The following is a 23,274-nucleotide window of genomic DNA, read 5'->3' as shown; positions in this document are numbered from 1 at the left end:
TAAGCGTCGCATCGCCCCGGATGAACCCGGGTTCATACAATGCCCCGTCGCTCCCTGCCCCGCAGGACCAGCGACGGGGCATTTTGCGTTTTATCTTAAGGCCATGACCACCCTACTGATTCGACCGACTACTCCGCGGGAATGGAAAGGCCTCTTCGTTCTGTACCTCAGCTGTTGTTTTGTGTATTATCTGACCACCTGGCAGGCCTACGGTGGTTTTTCCGGAGGGCATCCTCCGCTGTTGAACCTGGAGGAATTCGTGGCTTCAGCGGGCCTGAAGTTTGCCGTTTTCCTTTGCCTTTCCCTTTTGCTCTTCCGGTTACTACCCCGGGCGGACGACCCGACATCGGGCATCTACTTCTGGGTACAACCACTGATTGGCCTGGTCCTTTTCGTGCTGCTGTCCGACTGCTTGCAAACGGTGCTGCTTGATCGGTTTAAATGGGTGCACTTCTTCGGGGGGCGGCTCTATGTGTTCAATTACCTGATCGCCGGTGGTTTTTACGCCCTGCAGTGCTCGTTCCTGGCAGCCCTTAAGTTTAGTGGGCGGGAAACGCAGGAGCTACGAACTCAACAAGAAGCAAAGCGTCCCGAAACACCGTGGATCCTCGTGCGTAAGGGCAAAACCGAAGTGCCGCTTGTCCGGGGCGATATTCAGTACTTGAAGGCGTGCGGGAACTACTGCCGGCTCCGGGCGAACGATCAAAGCTACCTGCTGTCGATGGGTATCGGTGCGGCGGAACAGCGGTTCCCCGATCTTCCCTTCTTGCGCATTCACCGCTCCTACCTAATCAACCTCAATCAGGTGGTTCGCATAGCTAAAGTTGGCCGCAAACATCAGGTCGAGTTGGAAGACGGAACAATCCTACCGGTCGGGGCAAAGTACCTTCCAACATTGTCGGCGCTCCGTGACTGACGCGTTCGTCCACCTATTGACAACTTCGTCATTAATCGTTTGGCCGGCGGGTGATTTCCCGTTTACTTGGCTTTTATGGAAATCCGTTGCTCCCGCGCTTCGCGCCCGATTCTAATCGCACTTGGCCTGTGCCTTGTTTTCGACCTACAAGCACAGCTAAGAACTATTACTGAAACCTATCCCGACGGAAGGCCCAAAATGCACCGTCAGGAAGCGAACGAGCTGGCGGAGGGGGAATGGTTAGAATGGTATCCGGACGGAACGCTCCGCTTCCGTTCCTGGTGGCACAGGGGAAAGGGAGTGGGCATGTGGGAATATTTCTATTCCAGTGGGCAGTTGCGCTCCGAGACGGTCTACGACCAGGACCGGCCCGTAGGCATCGAACGGGCGTACCACCCTAACGGCGCTTTGGCTAGGGAAACGATCTACGTAAGGGGAGAACGGCACGGGATAGAACGCCGCTATGATCCCGTAGGTACCGAACTCTCGTCGAGTAGATATTACCGGGACACGCTGGTCGTGGATAAACCGACACGCTTTGCCCCTGAGGTAATCTCCCGCGCGGAAAGCAATGAATGGGGTCCTGCCTTTAGTCCTACCGGAGATGAGCTTTTCTTTGCCCGACGGGGTATCGACAGTACCGTCCAGCAGATTTATGTGAGTGTATTCAGGGACGGCACTTGGTCCACCCCTACCGTTGCCCCGTTTTCTACGTCCACTGACGAAAGTCCCGCCCTGAGCCCGGATGGAAATCAACTCTACTTTGCGTCTTTCCGACCGCTACCGAATCGTCCCGCCCAAACACCCTACGACATGAATATATGGCGGACATCCCGGGCTGAAGAAGGCTGGACGACGCCCGAGCCGCTACCCGCCACGATCAATCGCGTCATGCAGACGGGTGATCAGTGGCCCTACCGCTACGAGGCTGGGCCAACGGTTGCGCCCGATGGAACACTTTACTACTGGACGGCGCTGGCCGACACTACGGATGCCGACATCGTCCGCACCACAGAACGGGCGGACGGATCGTGGACAACTCCGGAACGGGTGGCAGGACTCAGCGGACCGGGATCGCAAAGCGACCCGGTATTTTCGCCCGACGGGCAGCTCGTTTGCTTCAGTGCCTACGGCAAGCCTGATGGCTACGGTAGCGAAGATCTGTACTGCGCGCGCAGAACCTCGGCAGGTTGGAGAACTCCGGTAAATCTGGGTCCGGAGATCAATGATTTAGGAAACGAAACCGGCGCCGCCTTTTCTCCGGATGGAAAGTATTTCTACTTCTGTAGCGAACGCGGCGATTCCGGCCAATCGGACATCTATTACCTGGAAGCGGCATACGTGCCCTTTCCCGGCGATGAGTAGCTCGCTACCGCCTATTCCATACGAATGTAATCCGTCTTATCCGCCGCTTCCTGGGCGTAGGTGTTGAGCTTGACTTGCGTCCCCATGCCCTTGGGGCGGATCTTCATGTTGAGAAACTCGACGAGTAGGGAGAAGGCGATGGCAAAGTAGAGGTAGCCTTTGGGTACCGTACCGATCTCATTGTCGAACACATTGAGGTGGCCCAAATGGGCTCCTTCGATGATGAGCATGAATCCAATCAGGATCAGGAAGGCTAGACCCAGCATCTGGACCGTAGGATTGCGGTTGACGAAGTTGCCCACCGGTACGGCGAACAGCATCATAATCAGGACGGAGACGATCACGGCAATGATCATGATGATGAGCGCGCCCACGAGGCCGTTGGTCATGCCGACCGCCGTCAGGATGGAGTCGAAGCTGAAGACGATGTTGATGATGGTAATCTGGACGATCACGGATTGTAGCGAGGCTCCGACGCTTGGCGTCCCGGGATCTCCGTCGACGTGTTCATCCCCCTCGAGCTTGTGGTGAATTTCGGAAGTCGACTTGTAAAGCAGGAAGATTCCGCCCGCAATGAGAATGAGGCTCTGTCCGCTGAAGCCCGCGCTGGCCCAGCCCCAGTCGAAACTGACGAACGACTCTTCCAGCGACACCAGCCACGATACGGCAAAGAGCAGTGCGACGCGCAGGGCCATCGCGAGAATGAGTCCGATGTTGGTGGCCCTTTTTCGATCGGCTTCATTCTTCAGCTTACCGGAAGCGATCGAAATGAAGATGATGTTATCGATACCCAGCACGATCTCGAGAAAGGTGAGGGTGAGGAGAGAAAGCCAGACGGCTCCGCTGCCAAAATCGGGGATGGTGAACATAGAAGAGGTGGTCAGAAGAGGGCGGGGATTTTCCCCGCTTAACGCAAAACTACGCCACCGGTCATTTGTTTGGGCTCACTATGAAGGAAACGAAATTCCGCCGCCTGCGCCGTGACGAACTTGAAGAGGTTACCCCGCAGTTCGTAAAATTTCTCAGCGTCAACGGAATCGACGCCGACAGCTGGGTCAGGATTAAGCGCGAGGAACCGCAACGTGCCGACGCCCTCATCCTTCAGTTCAGTCAGATCGTTTTCGCCGGCGTGATCGAGCGGGTGGAATTTTTGGTGCACCGCAAGCCGCACGATCTGCGCACTTACCGCACCGGACCGGATAAGATCGAAATGCGGGGCTTACTGCTCTCCGGTCCCACTAAGGTTGATCTCACGGACATTTCAATCACGCCGAGTGAAATTTTCGCTCAGTTGAAGGCCGACGGTGCTACGCCGAAAGTGTATTCCGCCGAGCGGGCTTACCTGCCGATCGGGCGCGACCAGGATATTTTCCTGCGTATGGAGGAGGGTGCGCTGATCGACGGCGGGGAACTGTTCCAGTTGCTGGACTCGCTGTGATCAAAGCGGACGTCCTTCCGCCGCCCGAAAATACTTACATTGTCCTACCTATCTCCTGCCAACGCGTCAAGCCATGCTTCGTCACCTCACCCTCTGTCTCCTGTCTGTCCTGCTCCTTACCTGTGGCGGATCCGAAGCCGACGTCAGTGACACTCCGGCTGCGGTTGCCGACAGCCCGCGGTTGAATACCGAAACGGCCATTTACCACGATGCGACGCAACCCATCGACGACCGCATTGCCGACCTGATTGGACGCATGACCGTGGAGGAAAAAGTGGCGCAGATCACGGCCGTATGGGCCGACAAACACAAGATGGAGACCGAGGACTACTCCTTCGATCCGGTCAAAGCACGGGAGGTAATTCCCTTTGGCATCGGCCACGTGACCCGTCCGAGTGAGCGTTCCGGGAGTGGAGAGCCCGGGCGTACCGGAGCGGAAGCGGTGGCGTACGTGAATGCCATCCAGCGATACCTCGTAGAGGATACCCGTCTCGGAATTCCCGCACTGATGCACGAGGAAAGCCTGCACGGTTTGGCGGCCCGGGACGCCACCAGCTGGGGTCAGCCGATCTCCGTAGCCGCTACTTTCAACCGCCGGCTGACCCGCAGGCTCTATTCCGTTGCCGGACGGCAGGCGGCCAGTCGGGGGGCCCATGTCGTACTTACCCCCGTAGTGGACGTCGCCCGGGATCCCCGGTGGGGACGCGTGGAAGAGACCCTTGGTGAAGACCCCTACCTTGCCGCCCAAATCGGTCTACAGGCGGTGCTGGGCTTTCAGGGCGACAACGACCAGTGGGACGAGGGGGAAGTCTTCGCCACCCTAAAGCACATGGCCGGTCACGGCGAACCGGAGGGGGGGAACAACATCGGTCCGGCCCACATCAGCGAACGTACCCTGCGGGAAGTGTTTCTGTTCCCCTTCCGGTATATTGTAGAGAACAGCAACGTACGCAACATCATGGCCAGCTACAACGAGGTCAACGGCGTACCCAGCCACGCCAACGGGTGGATGCTGAACGATGTGCTACGCGGCGAGTGGGGGTACCGGGGAGCGGTGGTGTCCGATTACTTTGCCATCCGGGAGTTGAACAGTCGTCACGCGGTCGCGTCAAGCCTGAAGGAGGCGGCCGTTCGGGCGATCCGTAGTGGCATTGATATAGAACTTCCCGATCGGGAAGCCTACCCCACCCTTGTGGAGGCCGTCAATTCCGGTGAGCTCAGCGAATCCATCCTCGATACCGCCGTGGGAAGGATACTTCGGCAAAAATTCGAGCGCGGCCTGTTCGAAAACCCCTACACCGATCCGGAAAAGGTGCTATCCAATACCCCGGAAGACGATGCCCTGGTACGGGAAGCGGGTACCGAAAGTATGATCCTGCTGAAGAACGACGGCCTTCTGCCACTCGACGGTGAATTGACCATCGGTCTGGTGGGGCCGAATGCCGACAAGGTGCTTCTGGGCGGCTACAGCGATCAGCCCCAGCATTTCATTACGGTGCGTAAAGGCTTAGAAGCACACGTTGCAGCTACTGGCGGTCGTCTGATCTACACCGAAGGTGCCCGGGTAACGGAGCCCGGGAGCTGGTACCGCGACACGGTGTCGGCCGTGGCAGCCGAACAGGATCGTAAGCGCATCACTAAGGCGGTGGCCGACCTGGCCGACGCCGACGTCATCATTCTGGCCCTGGGAGGTAACGAACTCACCAGCCGGGAAGCCTGGGCCGAAGGACACCTCGGTGACCGTCCCTCTTTGGAATTACTGGGCGCACAGAATGACCTCATTGACGCGCTGGCAGAACTTGACAAGCCGATGGTCGGACTCGTATTCGGGGGCAGGCCGCTCGACATCCGCAATCTTCTGGATAAGTCGGAGGCCGTGTTTCAGTGTTTCTACCTCGGACAGGAAACGGGTCACAGCGTGGCCGACGTTCTTTACGGCGAAGCGAATCCCAGCGGTAAACTTCCCATTAGCCTGCCCCGGTCCGCGGGCCACATTCCGGCGTTCTACAACTACAAGCCAACGGCACGACGGGGGTACCTTTTCGATAACGTCAATGCGCTGTATTCCTTCGGTTACGGCCTGAGCTACACGACGTTTGAGTTTAGCGAACCCCGCCTTGGCGTGGAGCAAATGTCGACTACCGGAAATACTACGGTGTCCGTCGAAGTAACCAACACCGGTACGCGGAGCGGATACGAAGTAGCACAGTTGTACATCCGGGACGACTTCAGCACGGTAACCCGTCCGGTGAAGGAGTTGCGAGGATTTGAGAAGGTCTTCCTCGACCCCGGGCAGACCAAGGTAGTAACCTTCGAAATCGGCTTCGAACAACTGAATTACCTGAACGAAGAAATGCGCTACGTGGTCGAGCCCGGCACCTTTCGCATCATGGTAGGCAGCAGCAGCCGGGACGAGGATTTGCAGTCTACCGTATTGACCATCACCGGTCAGGCTAAGTAAGCGCGGAAAACCCAGCCCAGCAGTTTGCCGGGCTGGGTTACAAAACAAAAAACAGCAGGATAGCTCTTACTTAAAAGCAAAGCGGTGGCCCGGCGCCGTTAGGCCGGACCACCGCTCGCTTACGATAGTTTACCTGTAATGTTACAGCTCGCTGATGCGGCGCTGCACCTCATAGAGGCGGGTATTCTTGTCTACTTCTTCGGTCCAGGGATCGTGCTCCAGGTAGTTGGCCGAGATCAGCTTCAGGGAGTGGATGCGTCCCTTTCCGTCTTTGATGGGCTGTACGTACTTGACCCACAGGCTGCCCTTGGCGCGCACGGCGTAGATCTTGTTTTCCTTGATCTCATGGACCCCGGCGATCTGACGGCAGATGATCACATCTCCGTCGTTGATGACCGGCTCCATCGAGTTGCCGTTGATCGGGAAGGCAACGAAGCCGTCGCCGAACAGGTCGGGCAGACTGAAGAACTGTGCTTCTTCGCGGATGAAGCTGTCGTTGTCTACGCTGGCACCGGCGAATGCCTCCGTGGAGGTGAAGAGGATATTTTGCTTGGTTTCCTTACCGTCGACGTCGTTGGCCGTGGGCAGGTCCATTCCGAAGGGAGTACCGGTACCCTCGAGGAGGTAGGTCGTGTTCACCCCGTACTCGCTGCATACCCGACGGGCCTGCTCGTAGTTGATGCAGCGCTTATCCTTGGGATTGAGGTAGGCCCGGATGATGTGGCCATAGGAGCGATTGTTGAGAATGCGCTTAGCGAAGTCACCAAGCCCACGCCCGTTGCGGTCGTTCTTGATGATCTCTCCGCGATCTTCCAGGATTTGGAAAACCTCGATAAAGCGATCGTTCAGTTCGCGGCGGTCGGTGGTAATCATTTGTTAGTATCAGTTAATTCTGCCTCAAATTAAAACATTTTCAAACAGACGCGCAAGTTTTCAACAAGTTTTCTTAAATATTTGTAGGTTTTAGGGGTGATTCGGGTGGATTTGTTTTAGTTGAGGGGTTGTAGGGGTTAAGGGATTGAAGGGTTGAAGGGTTAGCGGCGTCCGGCCATTAGGGCTGCGCTGTAGGAGGCGACGTAATCCAATCCTTCCGGGAGGGTGTGGTTGCGTTGGTGGAGGAGGGTGGCCTTGATGCCGGCGGTGATGCGGGGTGGTTTGGCGGCGATGGCGTCGGCGGTTTGCCCTACGCGGAACTGGAGTTGCTTTGCGTTGGCGAGGGCTTCGTTGACCAGTCCGATGCGCTGGGCTTCCTTGCCGTCGACGCGACGGGCGGTGAAGGCCAGTTCGGCGGCAATGCCGGGGGAGACGATGCGGGGCAGACGTTGCAGGGTACCCAGGTCGGCGACGATGCCCAGGTCGACTTCCTTTACCGAGAAGTAAGCGTCGGTGGTGCAGTAGCGCAGGTCACAGGCCGTGATGATGTCTACCCCACCCCCGATGCAGCCGCCGTAGACAGCCGCAATTACGGGTTTACGGCAGCGCTCAATGGCCGTGATGCAATCCTGGAGGTTGGCGATGAAGTCGCGCAGTTGTTCCTCGATTTCCTTCTGTTTGCCAGTAAGCGTTTCCTGCAATCCGGCAAGTACGCTCAGGTCGATTCCCGCGCAGAAGTGTTTGCCCTCACCCGTGAGCACCACTACGTTAACCGCCTCGTCCGCATCCGCCCGCTCGAAAGCTGCACGCATGGCCTCCCAGCCGGCAATATCGAGCGCGTTAGCCCTTTCCGGGCGGTCGAAGGTGAGGGTTGCAATCTTTTCGGATACGGCATACTTCATAGAGGCTTATTTTCGGAACATATCGACCATCCGCATCCGGTTGCCGTGCAGGTGGTCCATGCCGTCGACGTAGAGGGTAGTGCCGCTGGTGTAGCTGGCGAGCGGACTGGCCAAAAAAAGCACGGCGTTGGCTACCTCTTCCACGGTTCCGTGGCGCTGCATCAGGTTGTCCTGTTTCATCCGGTCGAGCAGGGCCTTCACGGGTTCCGCGTAGGTTTCCAGTCCGGAAGAAATGATGGTGCCCGGTGCCACTGAATTGACCCGAACGTGGTAGCGGGCCCACTCCTGAGCCAAGCTTTTCGTAAGATTCTCTACTCCCGCGCGCGCCGCCCCCGTATGCGCCATGCCGGGAAAACCACGCAACATATTGACGATGATGTTGACGATGTTTCCTTCCTGCTGCGGAATAAAGAAACGTTCCGCCATAATGCGACTGACGTAAAAGGTCCCGTTCAGATTGGTGTTAATGACCGCGTTCCACCCCTTATCGGTAAGCTGTCGCGCCAGGCCAGGAAATTGTCCGCCGGCATTATTGACCAGGATATCCAGTCGCCCGAATTCAGTCTGAATCAGGTCGGCCAGGGCCTCCACTTCTTCGCTGTTGCGTATATCACAGGGGCGGGCCACGCAGGTGCCGTGTTTAGCAAGCGCAGCCGCGGCTGCAGCAAGGGGTTCTGGCTTCCTCGCGCAAATGCACACCCGGGCCCCGAGCTTTAGCAGTGCCTCGGCAATGCCGTACCCAATGCCGGAACGGCCGCCGGTAACGAGCGCGGTTTTGCCGGCAAAAAGATCGGGAACGTACATGAGGAAATTTTAAATTTAAAATGTCAAATTTGAAATTGGATATTTGAAATTTTAAAATTTGTCGGCTCGCTGGGATTGTTCCTGCAACGCCTCCCTCATTTCCCGTTTTAGGCGATCGACCAGGTCTGCGACGGCAGGATTATCATCAATCGTCGCCACGCCGTGGCCGGCACTCCAGAGGTTCTTCCAGGCTTTGGCTTCGTGTTCGGCGCCGAAGTCGGCCTTGGCTTTTTGGTCCCACATGTCTTTCGTGATGCCGGCGGCTTCGAGGCTGCGTACCATCCAGTTTGCGGGGATGCCGGAGACGGAGGCGGTGTAGATGATGTCCTGGGTACCGGCCTCGATGATCATATCCTTATAGGCCTGGTCGGCCATGGCCTCGCGGGTGCTGATGAAGCGGGTACCCATATAGGCCAGATCGGCACCCATTTGGAGTGCGGTGGCCACGTCGCGTCCGGTACTGAGGGCTCCGGCGAGGAGGATTACGCCATCGAACATCTTACGAATCTCGGTGACAAAGGGAATGGGATTGAGGGTACCGGCGTGTCCCCCCGCTCCGGCGCTGACCAGGATCAGACCGTCTACCCCGGCGTCGATGGCTTTCTGGGCGTGGTAGGTATTGGTAACGTCGTGGAAGACGAGTCCGCCATAACTATGTACCGCGTCGATCACTTCCTTCACCGCCCCCAGGGAGGTAATGATCACCGGCACCTGCTGGCGTACGATGACTTCCAGGTCGGCCTGTACGCGCGGATTGGTCTTATGTACGATGAGGTTTACGCCAAAGACCGGAAGCGGTTTGCCCCGACGTTCCTCCTCGGCCCGCAGTTCCTCCTTAATTTCGATGACCCACTGCTCGAAGCCCTCCGTTGTTCGATTGTTTAGGGCGGGGAAGGTGCCCATTACGCCGTTCTTACACGACTCCAGCACAAGCTGCTGCTGGGATACGATAAACATGGGGGAAACCACCACCGGAATGTCGAGGTGGAGACTGCGCAAAATTTCGTGACGATCCTTCATTGCCGCAATTTAGCGAAATTTCGCTTATTCTCGTCCAGCACCCTCGCCCGCCGAGCGATGTACCAACCTCGTCCGCCGAGCGACGCGCAGCAGAGCTCGTCGGCCGAGTAGAGTCTCCGTTAGCTTATAAATTTCCAATGCGGGGACGCGGGAGCAGCGAACGCAGGTACTGCCAACTTACTATCTTGCCGCCATGAGTGTCTCCCCCCGACAGCAGGCCGTCAGCGACCATTTCTACCGGCGTATTCGGCAGGTAGCAAACAACCCCGAGATGACCGACACGCAGCGCACGGACGCCCTGCGTCGGATGGTGTTGGAAATATTCGAGCGGGCTACGGAGGAAGACTTGCTCCACTTCAGCACCGTGTACGCCCGCATCACCTACGCCGCCCATAAATTCGGGCTTCCGCGGGAACTGGTCGTACAGGAAAGGCAGTTTCGCCGGGGCCGCAACCAGACGCCCGATCCGGCGGAGCTGGCCAACCGCTTGCTACTCGGCCTGCGCATAGCGACGGAGCTCACCTCCCGATTATTCGGTACGGAAGCTCCGGCAATATTAGCCGAGTACCTTGCTATTGAATTCCCCCCCTACCGCCCGCCCGAGGTAAAACGCCGGTACTACCAGCTGCGGGTGCTGGCGGCGGAGATCGACCCCGTAGCGCAACTGCTCTGGGTGAGAAGGGAAGACCGTCCCGAACTGGTGTACACCATCCCCTACGGCGAACCCGAGCTGGCGGACTCCCTCGTGCGGGGCGCGGTGGAGATCCTGGAAAAGATCAGTGGCCCCTTCATCATCCTCAATTTGCTCAACGCCCAGCTGCGGGAAGGCAACCGCCTGTATCCGACGCAGATCGTCATCGAGCCGGACTTTCTCGTGAACGTCACCGACGTGGCGGGCTGTTTCGGCAACGGTCCGGCCTTTCAGCCCTGGTCATCGCTGCCCAAGCGATTGCTCCCCTTCGAAAAGCGGCCGCCGCTGGTCCGGGGAAACATCGTGAACAGCTTTCTGGACATACTCATCCACCGTCCTGAATCGCGCTTCCGCGACGTGCTGCCCACCATTTTCGAGATGCAGCCCCTGGAATTGTGCCTGTTTTCCGACCAGGAAGTGCGCCAGCTGATTCAAGAACTGAAGCATCACTTCCTCACGGTCCAGAAGTTCGTGGTGCAGCTCCTACCCGAACTGGACATCGATCGGGAGACCGTCATGCTGGAACCCACCTTTTTGAGTCCGAGTTACGGACTGCAGGGGCGCCTGGACCTGCTCCAGTCGCAGCGCGATACCGAAGAGGCGACGACCTCCATCGTCGAGCTCAAAACAAGCAAGATCTACAAGCCGAACCGCCACGGGATCCGAAGCGACAATTTCATCCAGACGCTGCTCTACGACCTGATGATCAACCGGGCCCTGGGTCGGGAAGCCAACGTACGTTCCTACATTCTGTACAGCGTAGATTACGACAATCCCGTCCGCTACGCCCCCCCCGAATTTAACCGGCAGATGGAGGCGATCGCGGCCAGGAACCAGCTCGTCGGGATCGAAATGTTGCTCGCCCAACTCGGCAAGCGGGACCTGCGCCGGCAAACCGACGCCCTCCTAACCCGCATCGAACCGGGTCGATTGGGTGAACTGGGAAGTTTTACCGAGCGCGATCACCAGACCGTACTGGCAACCTACGCCCAGCTGGACGACCTGGAGCGACGGTACTTCGGGGCCTTCCTGGGCTTCGTAGCCCGGGAACAACGCCTGGCCAAAGTAGGCGAGCAAAAAATCGATCACGTCAACGGCCTGGCCAGTCTCTGGCTCGATGAGCGCGACGACAAGATCGACCGCTTCGAACTGCTCGACGGACTTACCTTCGAACACTACGACGTGGCGGAAAATATTCTCACCCTGCGTCGATCGCCGGAGAATAGCACCCTGATCAAATTTCGTCAGGGCGACATCATTGCCCTCTACGGCTGCGCCGAACCCATTGCCCGCCCCGGAGATGCGGTGAAGTCACAAATCTTTAAGTCCACAATCATGGATGTTCGGGAACTTTCTGTGCTCCTGCGTCCCCGCAACCCCCAGCTGAACGACGGCGTCTTCCGGCGTAAGCCGTACTGGAGCATCGAAAAAGACGTGCTCGACAGCAGCTTTAAGAACCACTACCTCGGGCTGTATCTCTGGGCGCAGGCCGGAACCGAAGTGCGCAAGCGGTGGCTCGGACTGCTCCCCCCGGGTCAGGCGGCCCCCTACCCTCAACTCGTATCGGCCGAACTGACCGACGAACAGGACGGCATCCTGCGTAAAATCATCACCGCCCCCGACTATTTTTTGCTCTGGGGACCTCCCGGAACCGGGAAGACGAGCAAAATGCTGCACCACCTCGTGCGCCATCTACTGGCCGAAACCCGGGAGAACATTCTGCTGGTGGCCTATACCAACCGTGCCGTGGACGAAATCTGCGAGAGCATCGAACGTATTACGGACGAGCGCGGCGCACCCTTCCGGGACTACTTGCGCATCGGCAGTAGACTCGGCACCTCGCCGCACTACGAGGACCGGCTCCTGCAGGTAAGGAGCAAGAGCGCCCGCGGCAGGAAGGAACTGCGCCAATTGATCGACGACTGCCGGGTGGTGGTCGGAACCGTGGCCAGTGTCGGGGGGAAGACCGAGCTGTTCCAGCTCAAGCAATTCGACCGGATCGTGGTGGATGAAGCCAGTCAGATTCTCGAGCCCCTGCTCGGTGGCATCCTTACCCGGGCACCCCGGTCTTTACTCATCGGTGACCACCGGCAGCTTCCCGCGGTGGTACAGCAGGGGGAAACCGAAACGCGGGTCGGTGATGCTTCCCTGCGTGAGATAGGTCTTACCAATCTGGGGACCAGCCTATTCGAACGGCTCTACCTTACCGCACGTAACCATGGGTGGTCGTGGGCTTACGATCAGCTCCGGTACCAGGGGAGGATGCACCGGGACATTATGGCCTTTCCCGCCCTGCATTTCTACGGGGGCAAGCTCGACATTCTCCCCGAAACCATCAGCTACCGCATTAAGCAACTGGCGCCGATTGAAGCGGGCATGCCTACCGACGAACTGCAACATACGCTGCGGGCCCAGCGCCTCGTGTTTTTGTCTACCCCGGTGGACATTGCTACTCCAGACCCGAAGGTGAACCGACACGAGGCTGAAATGCTGGTCCGGTTGGTGGAAGCCTTCACGACCCTTTACGCCGGAAGTGAGCGACCGATTCAGTCCGGGGACATTGGCATCATCACCCCCTACCGGGCCCAGATCGCCTTCATCCGCAACCTCCTGCAGACCAGGGGGTACAGTCCCGATGACTTCACCGTCGACACCGTCGAGCGGTACCAGGGAAGTGCCAAACGCATCGTGCTGATGTCGTTGTGTGCCAATGACAGCGGACAATTGCAGCGGATGTCGCAGATCAGCGAGGAAGGGGTCGACCGCAAGCTGAACGTAGCGATGACCAGGGCGCGGGACCACCTCGTGCTGGTGGGATGCCCGGAGGTGCTGCAACACAGCGAGGTGTACGCCAGCTTGCTTGCACACGTTGAATTACAACAGACTACCGCTTAACACTACGTTGACAACCTCTGCGTTTGCCCGTTGTATTTTAGCTTAATATTTCCATCCATGACGCTTACTACCCTACTAATCTACATTTCCGTAGCCGCCCTGTCGCTCACGGCGCTGACGCACGTGTTTTTGCGGTCGACCCGCAACCTGTTCATGAGTCTGCTGCAGAATTTTGCGGGTGCCCTGTTTCTATTTTCCGGCTACGTGAAGGCGATCGACCCCCTGGGTACGGCGTATAAAATGGAACAGTACTTCGCGGAATTTGCGTCTACCGCGGAGGGGGCCGGTGCCGGATTTCTGGCTCCCATATTTCCCTGGCTGAGTAGCATGTCGGTCGGCTTCTCGGTGTTTATGATCGTACTGGAGATCATGCTCGGCCTGATGCTGATCGTGGGGGCTAAACCGAAGCTGACCGCCTGGTTGTTCTTCGTTATCGTAGCCTTCTTTACGGTGCTAACCGGGTTTACCTACCTCACGGGTTACGTGCCGGCGGGAGTAAATTTCTTCGCTTTCGGCGACTGGGGGCCGTACGCGGAGAGTAACATGAAGGTGACCGATTGCGGGTGTTTCGGTGATTTCCTCAAACTCGAGCCACGGGTCAGCTTTTTGAAGGATGTCTTCCTGCTGCTGCCCGCCCTCGTGTTCCTGATCGCTCCCGGAAAGATGCACCAGCTCTTCACCTCGGGCGTGCGTTCGGCGGCGGTAATGCTTACCGGGGCGATTGCCCTTTTCTACTGCCTGAGCAACTTCGTGTGGGACATTCCCGGACAGGATTTCCGTCCCTTTAAGATCGGTACGGACGTGGCGGCGGTGAAACAGGCGGAGGAAGAAGCGGCCGGATCGGTGGAAGTGCTCGGCTACGTGCTTACCAATAAGGAGACCGGACAGGTGGTCGAGATGTCTACCGCTGATTTTTTGGAGGTTTACAAGGACTATCCGGAATCGAACTGGTCGTACGAAACCTTTTCTTCCGAGCCGGCCATCGTGGCCACGAAGATCAGCGACTTCGAGGTGAGCGATACCGAGGGCCACGACATCGTGCCGGAGTTGCTGGCCGATCCGGGGTACACCTTCATTATCGTGGCGTATGCCCTTAAGGGGGAACCCGGGAACTGGAACAAGGACTATGTGGAAGACTGGGTCAACGACATCCAGCCGGTGGTCGAGCGGGCCGAAGCGGCGGGACATACGGTGATGGCCATGACTAAATTCGCCGACGATGCCTACCTGGATGATTTTCGGCAAACCATCGGCGCGGATTATCCCTTCCATCGGGGGGATGACATTCTGCTCAAAACCATCGTTCGTTCCAACCCCGGCGTAGTGTTGATGAAGCAGGGAGTCATCGTCAATAAGTGGCACCACAGCCGCCTTCCCTCCTTCGACGACATTGCGCGGCAGGATATTTTGGCGGCAGCGGGTCAGTAGTCGGCCTTTTTTCGTTGCTTTGCGGGGCAGACCGGTAGTTCCACCCCTGCAAAATTGAAAACCGGACCCAATTATGCTGAGTCGCCGCAACGTACGCATCAAGATTATGCAGGTCCTCTACGCCGCCCAGCGGCAGGAGCGCAGTGACATCCGGGCCATCCGCAGCCACTACTCCCTGATGGTCAAGCGGTCCTTCGAGCTCTACCTACAAAATCTGCTGATCCTCCAGCGAACGTGCGAGTACGCCAAACAGGACCTCGCCACCCGCAACGCCAAGCTGCGCCCCTCCGAAGAGGACCTGACCTTCAAGGCTACCCTCGCCAATAATCCGGAGGTGCGCTCGCTTTCGGACAACAAGGAACTCAGCCGGCTCTACGACCGCTACCACATTCGTTCGCTCATCGACGCCGATCAGGTTAAGCAGCTTTACCGCGACTTTCTCGCCAGCGAAGCCTACGCGGAATACAGCGCACACGAAGAAGCAGGCCACCCGGAAACCATCAGTGTGCTCCTATCCCTCTACAAATGGCTGCAGGGGCAGGAGCTTTTCCTGACGATGGTGGAAGATCACTTTCCGTTGTGGGATGAAGACAAAAGCCTGGTCGTCGGCGCCATGAAGAAGACCATCAAGGCGCTGCCCGTTGACGAAGATTTTGCGCGGGAGTACGAAAGCAGCTCCGAAGCCGTCAGCGAATTCGGTGATGTCCTGCTGAAATTTGTGGTGGACGCAGACGAGGCTTTACTGGAGCGCATCAAGTCCGTCCTCCAGAACTGGGATGCGGAACGGGTAGCCATCATCGACATGATCCTGCTCAAAATGGCGATCGCCGAATTCCTCGAGTTCGATTCCATCCCCCCCCAGGTCACCCTCAACGAATACCTCGACATCTCCAAACTCTACAGCACCGATAAGAGCAAGGAGTTTTTGAACGGCATCCTCGATAAGTTGCTGAAGGAGTTGCAGGCGGAGGGATTGGTGAGGTAAGAGGCGCCAGCGTCTATCTACCAATCAATTTTCCCGCGTCCCGCCTTCTTCTCCCCCGTCCTTTTCTTGCGATCCAGCCGCTTGCGGTTGTTTGCCTTAAAGGCCCCGGCCTTGCGCTTTTTGGGTGGATTGCGGATGCCGCGCTCCAGCAGTTGACGCATACTTGCGAGCGCCCGCTTGCGGTTGGTGTGTTGCGACCGGTCGGATTGATCCGTTACGGAGAGCCGACCGTGGCCGTCGAGGCGGGAGGAAAGGTGGAAACGCAGGTTGTCTTTTTCGCGGCGACTCAGTCCCTGGCTGGCGTTGACGTCGAGGACCAACTCTACGCGGCTCTCGGTTTTATTCACGTGCTGTCCGCCCGCACCGGAGGACCGGGAGGTACGCAGTTCGAGTTCTCGTTCGATCGTCTCCCAATTCATCGGTCGAGGTTAGGGACGAAGGTGAAGGTACGTTCATCCAGGTTCAGGGCGCAGAGGTGTCCCATGCCGGCTTTGACGTGGAAACAACCGGCGTCAATGTCGAAAACGGGATAGGCACGGCGGCGGGGGTGCAACTGAGCCTCGACCTGTACTTTCGTGAGGGGAGTGTGCCCGTGCACGATCTTCCGGTCGCCAAGCCAGTCGTAATCGATGTGGCGGTACCAATTTCGCCGGTTCAGCATCGCCTTCTTTCCCTTCAGGGGATTTTTGCGCCGAAAGTTGAGTCCGGCATGGACCAGTACGTAATCATCGAGCAGGTAATAGTAGGGAAGCTCGTTGAGCCAGAAAATGTGCAGGGGGTCGATGGCCCCTACGGGGTTTCCGGGCCGGATGTAGCTCTTGCGGGTGCTCGCGGCACCGGCACTGCGCCAGGCGTTCCGGGAGTGCTTGTCGCCGATGAGGGCGGCATCGACCATGTACTGGTCGTGATTGCCGCGCAGCGCATGGATTTTATACCCCTCACGCTGCAGCTTAATGATGTAGTCGAGGACCTGGGCGGTGCGGGGACCGCGGTCAACGTAATCGCCGAGGAGGTACAGGTGATCGGTGGTTCCCAAACTTACCCGGTCCAATAGGGCTTCGAAGGTGCGGGCACAACCGTGAATATCAGAAATGGCTAGTCTGCGGGGCATTCGGTAGAATAGAAAAACGCAAAAGTAGCTTTTCCGTCGGTAAGCCAACACACAAATACGCCCCGCCGGCACGAAGCCGACGGGGCGTAATCACGTTGACCGTAACGCAACGGCTTACTTCGAAGCGTTGGGGTCGGCCACTACCGTGCCGTCGAGGGAAATGACGGTTTGGGGAGGAGTGGTGTTGGCGGTAACGGTCACCTTCTGCTGGCGCTCACCTACCTTGTTACGGGTGTCAAAGCGGACGGTGATCTCACCGGTTTCGCCGGGAGCGATGGGAGCGGTAGGCTTGGATGGAACGGTACAGCCACAGGTACCACGTGCGTCGGAGACGATGAGCGGCTCGCTACCGGTGTTCTTGAAGGAATAGGTATGGGTGATGATTTCGCCCTCGGTAACGGTGCCGAAGTTGAACGCGTCCTCGTCAAACGCAAGCGCGGTGGTGGGGCCGGCCGGAGTGGCTACACTGGGTTGATCGGGAGCGGCGGCGTTGGGGTTCGCGGGGGCTACGGTCTCGATGTCCTGGCGGGCGGCGTCGCGTACCTCATCGTTTCCCTGCTGACAGGAGAATACGCTGAAGGCCATTACCGTAACGGCGAGGAGAGATAACTTAGAATTAAACATAGCATGCTGTTTTGTGGGTCACAAAGATCAGTTCTATAACACTACCCTCCCCCCAATGACCACCAAATTCTTGTTAACGGATTGTCAACATCGACTGCCCTAAATCACTTTTCTTACCTTATCCTCGCCCTCACCCCTCTAACCGATACTATGTACGACTGGCTTTTATTTGATGCGGACAATACGATCTGGGACTTCGACGCGGCGGAAGCCAGCGCACTGGAACGCACCCTGCTCGAGCGAGATTTAGAATGGTCACAGGAAGTACTCGGTACCTACCGCCTGATCAACAAATCGGCCTGGGACGATTACGAGCACGGAAGGTTACCCAAGGAGCAACTCCGCGACATACGCTTTAAGCGACTACTGGAACACTACCGCCAGGACCATCCGGCGGAGGATATGTCGCTGAGCTACCGCACTTACCTGGCCGCCAGCAATCACCTGCTGGAAGGCGCCCGCGAAGTGCTCGAGGCGGTCAGCGGCCGCTACCGGCTGGGCCTGATCACCAACGGGCTGACCGAAGTGCAGCGCCCCCGCCTCGCGAATACGGGTATCGCACCCTACTTCGAATTTATTGCCATCTCCGACGAACTCGGGGTCGCCAAACCCCACGCCGCCTTCTTCGACCACGCCCACCAGCAAATGGGACGGCCCGACCCCTCCACCGTTCTGGTAGTCGGCGATAATCCGAACGCCGATATTCGTGGTGCCCTTGAATACGGCTACCACGCCTGCTGGCTGCGGCGGCCCGGAGCTGCCAATCGTAAGGGCCTGGGAGAAACCTTCCGCATCCGGGCCATTGGGGAGTTGTTAGGCCACCTCAGCACATCGGCGGCCGAACTGCGGTTGTGATGGGATCCCAGATGGCCGCCCAAACCTTAACACGAATGTTATTAAAGTTTAAATAGTCAACACCAGCCCCCTACCCCGGTGTTTCCTACATACTAGAGATGGTGGCAGTGTCCGTTCTTAGACAAAGCACCAACTTGTTGGTTCCGCCCACTTACTATATTGGTCGGGATACGTCTCACTAGTTGTTCATATAAACCCCAATGCAAATGAGCCGCCTCCGTCTCGCCATCCTCGATCTTTACAACGGCATCCCCAACCAGGGCATGCGCTGCATCCGTGAGATCGCAGAGCAGTACTCCGATCGCCTCGAATACGAAGTCTTCGACGTACGGGCCGCCCACCGTATTCCTGACCTTTCCTTCGACCTCTACATCAGCTCGGGAGGTCCGGGCGACCCCCGCGAGGGAGACGGGGTCTGGGAACCCATGTGGGGCGAGTGGTTCGACTCCGTTCGCGCGTTCAACGCGCAGAACGACCGCAAGAAGTTCGTGTTCTTCATCTGCCACAGTTTCCAGATGGCCGTTCATCACCTCGGACTGGCGGAAGTAACCCAACGCCGCAGCCTAAGTTTTGGCACGTTTCCGATGCACATTACTGAGGAGGGCGAGAACGATCCGATCTTTACCGGCCTCGCCGATCCCTTCACGGCAGCTGATTTCCGGCGGTTCCAGGTCGTACAACCCGACATGGAGCGAATGCGCGCAATCGGCGCCACCGTACTGGCAATTGAAAAAGACCGGCCGCACGTGGATCTCGAACGGGCAACGATGGCCATTCGCTGGACCCCCGAAATCATCGGCACCCAGTTCCATCCCGAAGCAGATGCGGAAGGCATGCTCGATCACTTCAGCAGCCTGAAGATTAAGACCGAAGTTATTAACGAACACGGTCTGGATAAGTGGCTGAGCCTGATGGCCGACTTGAGCGATCCTACCAAAATCGCCCACACCCACGATGCGGTCATACCCGGCTTCATCGAGCGGGCCCTCGAAGTGCTTAGCCCGGAGCCCGCTGTTGCGCGGGGTTGATTCATGAGGGCGGCGTGCGTATCACCCTTGCCGGACTGTACTGTTTGGAGTTACCGAAGGTGTAGCGCCTCAACTCGAGTTTACGGGCTTGCGCAGGGCGGAATGCGGGAGAAATAGTATCGATACTGGTGGATCGACACAAAAATCCAGGTGACGGTAGCTACCTTAGCCCGGGCTAATTGCCTCCCCGAACTACACAACACCTTTCCCGGATGACAAAACCTCTTGACTCCGTAGCCGCTGAGTGGACCCTGATCACGGGCGGAAGTCACGGCATCGGGCTGGCACTGGCCCGGGAGTGTCTCCGCCAGGGACTGGGTGTCGCAATAGTCGCCCTACCCAATCAAGATTTGGCGGAGGCGGTAACCGAACTACGCCCACTGGCCTCCGGCAAACTACGCCATTACGGAATCGACCTGACGGCTAGCGGCGCGGTCGTTCGCGTACTACACTGGCTGGAGGAGGAAAACATTCAGGTCACCTACCTGGTCAACAACGCCGGCTTCGGGCGGGGCGGCCTCTTCGAGCATACCGTTTGGGAGGAGTACCAGCGTATGCTACAGCTCAACAACCAAGTGATGACCGAGCTGATCTACCGTCTGCTGCCCCAGCTGAAGGTAAGGAGTGGAGGTATCCTGAACATGAGCAGCATGGAGGCGACCCTGCCGCTGCCCTACAAGACCGTCTACACCGGCACCAAGGCCTTCGTCTACAATTTCTCCCTGGCCCTTCGGGAAGAGTTGCGCCACCACGGCGTCAGCGTTTCGGTGCTGTGTCCCGGACCGGTGATCACCAACGAAGACGGCCTGCGTCGCGTAGAGGCACAGGGCGCAAGGGCCCGCCTGCTCGTAACCATGCCCGATGACATCGCGCCCGCCGCCATCCACGGAATGCTATCGGGAAAGGCCGTCATCGTCCCGGGCCGGCTCATCCGGCTGCTTATCCTGATCAGCTACCTGACGCCCCGCCCGTGGCGAATGCGCATTCTTGAAAAGCTCTTCAGCCGCTACCGCAACGATGCGCTAACGGAAGTAAGCGGTGCGGTACCCGTTAAAACCGATACGTATAGTTCGTGAGCCGTTCGCTCTCTTCCCACAACTTCCGGGCTTCCGTTTCGTCGTAGCTGGAGGAGTAGGATCGCTTCGGCTGCCGGTCGTCCCAGTACAGGCCGGACGGAGGCGGGTCTACCGTCGTTGCCAGAAACACACTCGTGTCGGCTCCTTCCACCGGGGTCTTGTGTCCGCTCATTTGTCGGCGCACCCGCCACGCCAGCCGGTGCAACCAGGTATTGCCCTTCAGGCCGATGTCGGTCTGGACCAGGCCCGGCTGCACGGCACAAATAGTGGTCGCGTCCCGTTTGCGCCGATCGTATTCGTAGCAGAACAACACATTGGCCAACTTGCTCTGGGCGTAGCTGCGCAGGCCGTGGTAGTTGCGGTCGAGATTAAGGTCATCAAACGCGATGCCCCTTACCTGTTTGTGGCTATCGCTGGACACACCGATGATCCGCCCGTCCGGCTGTAGGTGTTCGCGCAGTAATCCCGTTAGGAGAAAGGGAGCAAGGTGATTGACGGCAAAGGTTTTTTCCACACCTTCCGCAGTGAGCTCCTGTTTTGAGTTCCACACGCCCGCGTTGTTTACGAGCACGTCCAGGCGGGGATAATCTGCCACGATGCCAGCGGCAAGCAGGCGCACGGCATTCAAGTCGCTCAGGTCGGCATAAAGGGGGGTAACCCTACCGTCCCCGCCGGGGATCTCAGCGGCGGCGGCACGCGCCTTTGCGAGCGTACGGCCGTGGAGAAGGACGTGAAACCCCTGCACGGCCAGGCCACGCGCGGTTTCGAAGCCGATTCCGGCGGTGGCGCCGGTAACCAGGGCGATTTTTCTCATGGTGTCAGTTTTCGGTGGTCGCGCGTAATTTGGCCAGTTCGTCTTCTACCCCGCGAAGTTTACTCCGACAGGCGGTGATCAACTGTTCGGCCCGGGCCACGCGGGCGTGCAACTGATCGATGTCGGCCGGTACTTCCTGAAGTTGGGCGAGAATGGCCTCAAGCTCGGCAACGGCTTCGGCGTAGCTCATGGTAATGAAGGTTTGCGCGAAAGTACTCCCCTTTTCAGGATGTGGGTCTCCGTCGGGTGCCCGGCAGTAGGGAAAGAACATGCCCCGCGACCAGCCGTTTCAGGGTAAAGTATTCCATTTATGACCCGATTGCTCTACGTCCTATCCCTCTTCGTACTTCTCACTCCGCTGATGGCTCAGAGTCCGGTCGACGTCGGCCGCGGCGGCATGCAGACGCCCCTCCCCGAAGCCAGCACCGGCATGGATGAGTTTGCCACCCTCTTCGATGAGAGTAATGTTGGTTTCCTACACGTCTACGTCGATCCCGCCGTTGATCCGCTGGAAACCTATCTGCTCCGCGGCACCGAAATGGGAGAAGCGGAAGTTGGGCAACTGCCCAATGAATTTTTGGAGGGACTGGGTGCCCGGCAGGGGAAAATGTACGCCACCATCGCCGTCAAGGGAATTGAGGAGAACCTGTACCTCACCCGCTTCGACGGTCCCGGGCGCGACCAGATCGATATGTTCGCCATTCGCGACGGCAAGCTGGTCCACCTAAAAACCCTCGCCTACCTCAACTGCGCCGAACCCGGCAACTGCGCCCAACTCGACAGCTACATCACCGACCTCAACCTCGATACCACCTTCGACCTGGTGCAGATCTCGCGCGATGGTGCGGACAGCGACGAAAGCCGGAATGTCTACACCATGCTCCGCCAAAACAGGACGTGGGTCGAAACGAACGAGCTGGAAGTACCCTGGGAAGGGATCACCTTCTACCAGCACCCCTCCGCGAACCGCAATCACTGATCACTCTTCCTCGGCGGCCAGCCCGACAAACTTCTTCACTTTCCGTAACAACTTCAGCGACGGATCGCTTAGTTCCGGAGCTTGCTCGGGCAACTGATACTGTCCTAAGATGTCGTACAGCACGTTGATGCGCCCCTCCGTATCGTAAAAGCGGTTCACGATGGCTACCCGACGTTGCTCCACGAGGCAGTATCCGGAGGTAAAATTTCCCTTCTCGTAGCGTACCGTATAGCCCAATTCCTTAAGCAGGGTCTCCAGTTTTTTCAGGCTGTGTTTCGTGGTAGGAAGCATGGGGCGGGACCGCGGGTGCAGTGTTGGTAGGGCAGACGTGCAAATGTAATTGGTAGGCGGGGGAAAGCCGGTACGTAACTTACTTTTGCCGCATGCGGTTATTCTTCCCGTTTATCCTACTGTTGCTTGCTTCCGGCGTGGGCGCCCAGACCTTCCGGGCCTCCGTGCTGGCCGGTGCCAACCTGAGCCAAATTGACGGGGACGACCTGCTGGGATTCCACCAGCCGGGCGTGAATGCCGGTCTGCGGGTAGTCGCGCTGTTCGGGGAAAAATGGCGGGTGGGTCCCGAGATCCTGTACAGCCAGCAGGGTGCCCGGCGCAATAAAAACAGCCTGAACGTAAGCGATTTTTACGCCTTCCGGCTGAATACGGTCGAACTCCCCCTCATGGTTTACTACAAGGACTGGAGGCTCACCGCGGAGGCCGGCCTCAGCTACCAACGACTGATCGATTACACGGTAAGCGATTTCCGCCGCGACGACATCACCCTCGATTTTCCCCTCCGGGACGACCTGTTCGCGATAAAGTTCGGCGTCACCCTCTACCTTTCCCCCAAGCTGGGCCTCAACTTCCGGTGGTCGAAGCACCTCACCGATCTGCAGGTTGCCGAGGCGCCCCGCTTGCGGGGCCGCACGATCAGTTTGCGGGCCGTGTATACCCTGGGCGCGGGTGAGGAGCTTCCTGCTTCCCCCGTGGAGGAATGATGGCTTTGCCGCGT

Annotated in this window: 23 protein-coding genes; 12 read left to right on the top strand and 11 right to left on the bottom strand. The window is 58.3% G+C overall.

The window, feature by feature from the left end; all coding sequences use genetic code 11:
* Positions 1-103 precede the first annotated feature (103 nt).
* Complete coding sequence (locus GGR28_RS00395; RefSeq protein ID WP_183493740.1) at positions 104-916, top strand: LytR/AlgR family response regulator transcription factor; 813 nt, start codon at positions 104-106, stop codon at positions 914-916.
* A gap of 198 nt (positions 917-1,114) precedes the next feature.
* Entirely contained in the window at positions 1,115-2,281 is a 1,167-nt protein-coding gene (locus GGR28_RS00390; protein WP_183493739.1) for a PD40 domain-containing protein, read from the top strand.
* An 11-nt stretch (positions 2,282-2,292) separates the two neighbouring features.
* On the opposite strand, the gene GGR28_RS00385 is transcribed toward GGR28_RS00390, so the two are convergent.
* Positions 2,293-3,150: a TerC family protein gene (locus GGR28_RS00385; RefSeq protein ID WP_183493738.1), complete on the bottom strand. Its 858-nt coding sequence runs from the start codon at positions 3,148-3,150 to the stop codon at positions 2,293-2,295.
* 80 nt (positions 3,151-3,230) lie between these two features.
* On the opposite strand from GGR28_RS00385, the gene GGR28_RS00380 reads away from it, so the two are divergent.
* Entirely contained in the window at positions 3,231-3,719 is a 489-nt protein-coding gene (locus GGR28_RS00380) for a DUF6495 family protein (protein ID WP_183493737.1), read from the top strand.
* 73 nt (positions 3,720-3,792) lie between these two features.
* Positions 3,793-6,180, top strand: a complete 2,388-nt coding sequence (locus GGR28_RS00375) for a glycoside hydrolase family 3 N-terminal domain-containing protein (protein WP_183493736.1) — start codon at positions 3,793-3,795, stop codon at positions 6,178-6,180.
* 141 nt (positions 6,181-6,321) lie between these two features.
* On the opposite strand, the gene GGR28_RS00370 is transcribed toward GGR28_RS00375, so the two are convergent.
* The 4 genes from GGR28_RS00370 to GGR28_RS00355 form a co-directional block, all read right to left on the bottom strand.
* Positions 6,322-7,053, bottom strand: coding sequence for a helix-turn-helix transcriptional regulator (locus GGR28_RS00370; protein ID WP_183493735.1), 732 nt, complete (start codon positions 7,051-7,053; stop codon positions 6,322-6,324).
* A 161-nt stretch (positions 7,054-7,214) separates the two neighbouring features.
* Positions 7,215-7,955, bottom strand: coding sequence for an enoyl-CoA hydratase-related protein (locus GGR28_RS00365; RefSeq protein WP_183493734.1), 741 nt, complete (start codon positions 7,953-7,955; stop codon positions 7,215-7,217).
* A 6-nt stretch (positions 7,956-7,961) separates the two neighbouring features.
* On the bottom strand, positions 7,962-8,759 hold the full coding sequence (locus GGR28_RS00360) for an SDR family oxidoreductase (protein ID WP_183493733.1): 798 nt from the start codon (positions 8,757-8,759) through the stop codon (positions 7,962-7,964).
* Between the two features lie 51 nt (positions 8,760-8,810).
* Positions 8,811-9,779, bottom strand: coding sequence for an NAD(P)H-dependent flavin oxidoreductase (locus GGR28_RS00355; RefSeq protein ID WP_183493732.1), 969 nt, complete (start codon positions 9,777-9,779; stop codon positions 8,811-8,813).
* Positions 9,780-9,972: 193 nt separating this feature from the next.
* On the opposite strand from GGR28_RS00355, the gene GGR28_RS00350 reads away from it, so the two are divergent.
* The 3 genes from GGR28_RS00350 (at position 9,973) to GGR28_RS00340 (ending at position 15,778) form a co-directional block, all read left to right on the top strand.
* The gene (locus tag GGR28_RS00350) at positions 9,973-13,365 is read left to right on the top strand and encodes a DEAD/DEAH box helicase (RefSeq protein ID WP_183493731.1); all 3,393 of its coding nucleotides are present in this window, start codon (positions 9,973-9,975) and stop codon (positions 13,363-13,365) included.
* A 57-nt stretch (positions 13,366-13,422) separates the two neighbouring features.
* Entirely contained in the window at positions 13,423-14,793 is a 1,371-nt protein-coding gene (locus GGR28_RS00345; protein ID WP_183493730.1) for a hypothetical protein, read from the top strand.
* A gap of 73 nt (positions 14,794-14,866) precedes the next feature.
* Positions 14,867-15,778 carry a transcription antitermination protein NusB gene (locus tag GGR28_RS00340; RefSeq protein WP_183493729.1) on the top strand — a complete coding sequence of 304 codons (912 nt, stop codon included), beginning with the start codon at positions 14,867-14,869 and terminating at the stop codon, positions 15,776-15,778.
* A gap of 17 nt (positions 15,779-15,795) precedes the next feature.
* On the opposite strand, the gene arfB is transcribed toward GGR28_RS00340, so the two are convergent.
* From arfB to GGR28_RS00325, 3 genes are all read right to left on the bottom strand, one after another.
* The gene (arfB, locus tag GGR28_RS00335) at positions 15,796-16,197 is read right to left on the bottom strand and encodes an alternative ribosome rescue aminoacyl-tRNA hydrolase ArfB (protein ID WP_183493728.1); all 402 of its coding nucleotides are present in this window, start codon (positions 16,195-16,197) and stop codon (positions 15,796-15,798) included.
* Positions 16,194-16,889: a metallophosphoesterase family protein gene (locus GGR28_RS00330; protein WP_183493727.1), complete on the bottom strand. Its 696-nt coding sequence runs from the start codon at positions 16,887-16,889 to the stop codon at positions 16,194-16,196. Before GGR28_RS00330 ends, arfB begins: the two co-directional genes overlap by 4 nt.
* Before the next feature lie 114 nt (positions 16,890-17,003).
* Complete coding sequence (locus GGR28_RS00325) at positions 17,004-17,513, bottom strand: DUF1573 domain-containing protein (protein WP_183493726.1); 510 nt, start codon at positions 17,511-17,513, stop codon at positions 17,004-17,006.
* 150 nt (positions 17,514-17,663) lie between these two features.
* On the opposite strand from GGR28_RS00325, the gene GGR28_RS00320 reads away from it, so the two are divergent.
* The 3 genes from GGR28_RS00320 (at position 17,664) to GGR28_RS00310 (ending at position 20,472) form a co-directional block, all read left to right on the top strand.
* Complete coding sequence (locus GGR28_RS00320) at positions 17,664-18,368, top strand: YjjG family noncanonical pyrimidine nucleotidase (protein ID WP_183493725.1); 705 nt, start codon at positions 17,664-17,666, stop codon at positions 18,366-18,368.
* A 206-nt stretch (positions 18,369-18,574) separates the two neighbouring features.
* On the top strand, positions 18,575-19,396 hold the full coding sequence (locus GGR28_RS00315) for a type 1 glutamine amidotransferase (protein WP_183493724.1): 822 nt from the start codon (positions 18,575-18,577) through the stop codon (positions 19,394-19,396).
* Positions 19,397-19,608: 212 nt separating this feature from the next.
* On the top strand, positions 19,609-20,472 hold the full coding sequence (locus tag GGR28_RS00310; protein ID WP_183493723.1) for an SDR family NAD(P)-dependent oxidoreductase: 864 nt from the start codon (positions 19,609-19,611) through the stop codon (positions 20,470-20,472).
* Here GGR28_RS00310 and GGR28_RS00305 read toward each other — a convergent pair.
* Complete coding sequence (locus GGR28_RS00305; protein WP_183493722.1) at positions 20,447-21,286, bottom strand: SDR family NAD(P)-dependent oxidoreductase; 840 nt, start codon at positions 21,284-21,286, stop codon at positions 20,447-20,449. The two genes, GGR28_RS00310 and GGR28_RS00305, sit on opposite strands and share 26 nt — an antisense overlap.
* Before the next feature lie 4 nt (positions 21,287-21,290).
* Positions 21,291-21,476 carry an exodeoxyribonuclease VII small subunit gene (xseB, locus tag GGR28_RS00300; RefSeq protein WP_183493721.1) on the bottom strand — a complete coding sequence of 62 codons (186 nt, stop codon included), beginning with the start codon at positions 21,474-21,476 and terminating at the stop codon, positions 21,291-21,293.
* Between the two features lie 120 nt (positions 21,477-21,596).
* On the opposite strand from xseB, the gene GGR28_RS00295 reads away from it, so the two are divergent.
* Positions 21,597-22,265, top strand: a complete 669-nt coding sequence (locus GGR28_RS00295) for a hypothetical protein (RefSeq protein ID WP_183493720.1) — start codon at positions 21,597-21,599, stop codon at positions 22,263-22,265.
* On the opposite strand, the gene GGR28_RS00290 is transcribed toward GGR28_RS00295, so the two are convergent.
* Positions 22,266-22,556, bottom strand: a complete 291-nt coding sequence (locus tag GGR28_RS00290) for a hypothetical protein (protein ID WP_183493719.1) — start codon at positions 22,554-22,556, stop codon at positions 22,266-22,268.
* Positions 22,557-22,648: 92 nt separating this feature from the next.
* Here GGR28_RS00290 and GGR28_RS00285 point away from each other — a divergent pair, with 92 nt between their 5' ends.
* Positions 22,649-23,260, top strand: coding sequence for an outer membrane beta-barrel protein (locus GGR28_RS00285; RefSeq protein ID WP_183493718.1), 612 nt, complete (start codon positions 22,649-22,651; stop codon positions 23,258-23,260).
* The last annotated feature ends 14 nt before the right edge of the window (positions 23,261-23,274 follow it).

Source organism: Neolewinella aquimaris (assembly GCF_014197245.1).
Lineage (GTDB): Bacteria > Bacteroidota > Bacteroidia > Chitinophagales > Saprospiraceae > Neolewinella > Neolewinella aquimaris.
This window is presented reverse-complemented; position numbering and strand designations above follow the sequence as displayed.